Below are 3927 nucleotides of genomic sequence, written 5' to 3'. Positions count from 1 at the left end.
ATCTACGCAGGCGGATGATGCAGCCAGGACTTTCTGGGTGACGCCCGGAAAGTCCCTACTTACTAATTGTTCTACATTTTTCACAAAGCTCAATCCAAAAGTTATGAAACGATATTTGTTAGTATTCGCCGCTTTCCTTTTTTCTGCCATGGCCTGGGGACAGACCAAGCCCATAAAGGTTGTCTTTGACGTAACGAGCAAGGAACCATCTACCCATCAGTCTGCCATGCGGCACGTAAAGATGATGACCAAGGCCTATCCCGAATCACAATTCGAGGTGGTAGTGTACAGTGGGGCGCTGGACATGGTACTTAAAGATCATTCTTCGGTTACCGAGGATCTGCTTTCGTTGAAGGATAATAAAAACGTTTCTTTCAAAGTCTGCGAAGCTTCCTTGAAGAGACGGCAAGTAGGTACTTCGCAATTAGTTGCGGGAGTCACCACAGTGCCGGATGGTATTCTGGAGATTGTCACCAAGCAGGGAGAAGGCTGGGCCTATATCAAGGAAGCCCATTAATGAGGATCCTGGTTAAGATCTGATGCTCCTAATGACAAAAAACTATGGAAGACGAGCGGGAAATCATTAGAAATATCATAAAACTGATACGACTGTTGAAGGGCTTAGTCTTTTTCGTAGCGGGAGTAGCACTGCTGGTCGTGGGCTACGCGCTGGGGTTTTTCGGCCAGCCCGTTGCCCAAGGTTCTGTGCTGGAATCAAGCCATTTGCCAGAAAATTCCACCCCACCCGCTCCACCCAATGCCCTGTGGCAAGCTCCGGATAGTACAACCATCCCGGCTGGTGCGGAAGGTGAAAAAATCCGGTATGGCAAAGAGTTGATCGCCCACACCTCCGTATACCTGGGGCCAGAAGGAAAAGTACTAGCCATGAGCAATGGCATGAACTGCCAGAACTGTCACCTGAAAGCAGGTACGGTACCCTATGGCAATAATTTCGGACGAGTGGCCTCTGCTTATCCCAAGATACGGAAGCGCTCGGGCAAAATGGTCGATTATGAAGCCCGGATCAACGATTGTTTTGAGCGCAGTTTGAATGGACAAAAGCTGGCGGAACACAGCCCCGAAATGCAGGCCATGGTGGCGTACCTCAAATGGGTGGGAGGCGGCGTGGGCAAAGGAGAAGAACTACCTGGCTTTGGCAGGTTTCAGATTGAACCGCTCGACCGACCAGCCGATCCCAAACGGGGGAAGCAGGTATTCGGGCAGTACTGCGTCCAGTGCCATGGGCCCAATGGGGAAGGACAGTTAGCCACCAACGGACGGGAATGGACTTATCCTCCATTGTACGGCGAGGGGAGTTATAATATCGGCGCTGGCTTATACCGGGTATCGGGATTTGCTGCCTTCGTCAAGGCCAACATGCCTTACGGGGTGACTTTCGAAAATACATTGCTTACCGATGAGGAAGCCTGGGACGTGGCAGCTTACGTGAATTCCATGCGCAGGCCTAAGAAAGATTTATCGCAGGATTGGCCGGATATTTCCCAAAAACCCGTGGATCATCCTTTTGGCCCCTATGCCGATTCTTTTACCGAACAGCAGCATAAATACGGACCGTTTGACCCGATGAAAGTAGCGAACTAATAACTCTATGGAGGTAGTTGGTTACATAGCTTTGTTTGTGGTGGGCCTGGTCCTGGGTAGTATGAGAGGAGGCGGGTCTGTCCTTTCGGTACCTATTCTGGTGTACCTGTTCAGGATGGGTGCGGTCTAAGCTATGGCCCTGCGACTACCTGCCCTCGTACTACAAAGCGCCTTCGGCGGATTAGTACTTACCATCGGGGTCTGGATACTCAGCCATGAAACACCATAGCCGTTCACCAAACGGTGGCAAACTACTTTTCATTCTCAATGTCTCGCTTGCTAGATTCCAACTGGATAGGGTCGGAAATGCGGGATTTATTATTCCAGCAATACTTCTTTTCCATTGATTTTCAGATCGGTGGCCATAATACCTGACGTGTGGGTGAACTGGTAGGGCACCTTCACACCTTGGATTTTTACATTGACCAACCGGACGTTGCTGATGGGCGATTCTTTGTAGCCTTCCAGTAAAATCCCCGTCTTTCCGCCCTTCCTGACCGTCATGTTCCGCACCTCGATGTTCCTGATCGTAGGCATATAGCTTCCCGTGTCTTCGTACATCATGGTGGCGATGATGGTTTGCTCCTTCACCTGTCCAACTTCGATGTCCCTGAAGTAAATATTCTCGATCACGCCCCCGCGGGCCGTATTGGTTTTGATCCGCAACGCCCTTTCCAGTTCGGGACTGCTCATTTTGCACTTTTGAGCGAACACGTTCCGTACTCCGCCCGACACTTCACTACCAATGACGACGCCCCCGTGACCGTTGGCCATTTCGCAATCTTGAATGACGATATTCTCGCTCGGGATGTTCAGGCGTCGGCCATCGGCGTTCCGCCCCGATTTGATGGCAATGCAATCGTCTCCCGTATTAAAATAGCAATTCTTGATCAATACATTTTTGCAGGATTCAGGATCGCAGCCATCGTTGTTGGGGCCGTTGCTGGTAAGGGTCACGTTGTCGATCGTCACATTGGTGCAAAGTACCGGATTGAGCAGCCACATAGGTGAATTGATGAGCGTAACGCCCTGAATCAGCACATTTTCGCAGCGGTAGGGCTGCACAAACTGCGGACGGAGGTACGAGCCGTTGCCGAATTTCCGCTCGGTTACGGGTATCCCGCGTTCGGCCATATCGAACAGGGCAGCCCGCTTGTCTTTGTCCACCTGGCTGGGGGTTCCGGCTTTGAAGCCGTAGTGTTCATTGCCTTTCCAGGGCCACCAGTTGGTTTGGTCGGCGCGGCCATCGAGTGTCCCTTCGCCGGTGATGGCAATGTTTTTTTGTTCAAAAGCGTAGATCAAAGGCGAATAACCCATCAGTTCCACGCCCTCCCAGCGAGTGTGTACCAGCGGCAGGTAATCGTCGGGCTGCGTAGAAAAAGAAATTGTGGCTCCTTTGACAACGTGTAGATTGACATTACTTTTCAAATGAACGGCCCCTGTCAGAAAATTACCGACTGGAACCACGACCCGGCCGCCGCCCTCCCGATGACAGGCTTCAATCGCTTGCCTGAACGCCTTCGAGCAATCATTCTTGCCATCGCCAATTGCCCCAAAACTTGTAATTGTATAGTCGTTATCCCGAAACGTTGGTTCCTTGATTTGTTCAAGAATAGCCGGTACGGCATCCCAGGGTTCATCGGCGCTTTCTCCGGTACTCGCCGTGTCGGTTCGGCAAGCCACCAAACTAAGCGTCAGTGCCAGGAGGATAAGGAATGAAAAACGAAGGGAATTTTTGGTCATAAAAATGAGAGCAAAACGGGTGTACAAAAAGATCAGCCTAGCGAGAACCTCCTTCGGCACATCCATTTAGTATTTGAGGCCGATTCGGCGATGGAGGAATAACTTGATCCAAACCTACTATTGAGAGAAGTAACCACAAAAATCAGGTATCTCTCCTCACTTATTATCTACCCCGCCCCCCATTTTGGCTGGCCCCGAAGAAGCCGCCGAAGTACCATCCCCTTTCACGTACTTATCCAGCCAGCCATTCATCTCGTACAGCATATGCAAAATAGATTCCTGCGCCGCATAGCCGTGGCTTTCGTAGGGCAGGAACACCAGCTTAGCCGTGGCTCCCATGCCTTTTAAGGCGTTGAAGTATCGCTCTGACTGGATAGGGTAAGTACCAGTGTTGTTGTCGGCCTCGCCGTGAACGAGCAGCAGCGGCGTCTTCATCTTATCGGCGTTCATGAAGGGCGACATGGTGTTGTATACCTCCGGCGACTGCCAGTACGTACGCTGCTCGTTCTGGAAGCCAAAGGGCGTCAGCGTCCGGTTGTAAGCTCCGGAACGGGCGATGCCTGCTTTGAATAGATTGCTGTG

Annotated in this window: 4 protein-coding genes; 2 read left to right on the top strand and 2 right to left on the bottom strand. The window is 51.3% G+C overall.

Annotated features, from left to right (window positions below):
* The first annotated feature begins 103 nt into the window (after positions 1-103).
* The gene (locus tag ACEW8P_RS20115; protein WP_373514865.1) at positions 104-517 is read left to right on the top strand and encodes a DsrE family protein; all 414 of its coding nucleotides are present in this window, start codon (positions 104-106) and stop codon (positions 515-517) included.
* A 44-nt stretch (positions 518-561) separates the two neighbouring features.
* Positions 562-1602: a c-type cytochrome gene (locus ACEW8P_RS20110; protein WP_373514864.1), complete on the top strand. Its 1041-nt coding sequence runs from the start codon at positions 562-564 to the stop codon at positions 1600-1602.
* 318 nt (positions 1603-1920) lie between these two features.
* On the opposite strand, the gene ACEW8P_RS20105 is transcribed toward ACEW8P_RS20110, so the two are convergent.
* Together ACEW8P_RS20105 and ACEW8P_RS20100 are read right to left on the bottom strand one after the other, a co-directional pair.
* Positions 1921-3345 (bottom strand): glycoside hydrolase family 28 protein, encoded by a 1425-nt coding sequence (locus tag ACEW8P_RS20105; RefSeq protein ID WP_373514863.1) that lies wholly within the window; start codon positions 3343-3345, stop codon positions 1921-1923.
* 156 nt (positions 3346-3501) lie between these two features.
* On the bottom strand, positions 3502-3927 hold a 426-nt coding region (locus ACEW8P_RS20100), incomplete at its 5' end, for an alpha/beta hydrolase family protein (RefSeq protein WP_373514862.1).

The organism is Persicitalea sp. (assembly GCF_041751555.1).
GTDB lineage: Bacteria > Bacteroidota > Bacteroidia > Cytophagales > Spirosomataceae > Persicitalea.
This window is presented reverse-complemented; position numbering and strand designations above follow the sequence as displayed.

Bases quoted from the DNA above. Each gene is read 5' to 3' on its own strand.
- ACEW8P_RS20105 (WP_373514863.1), bottom strand. From the start codon at position 3,345: ATGACCAAAAATTCCCTTCGTTTTTCATTCCTTATCCTCCTGGCACTG.
- ACEW8P_RS20110 (WP_373514864.1), top strand. From the start codon at position 562: ATGGAAGACGAGCGGGAAATCATTAGAAATATCATAAAACTGATACGA.
- ACEW8P_RS20115 (WP_373514865.1), top strand. From the start codon at position 104: ATGAAACGATATTTGTTAGTATTCGCCGCTTTCCTTTTTTCTGCCATG.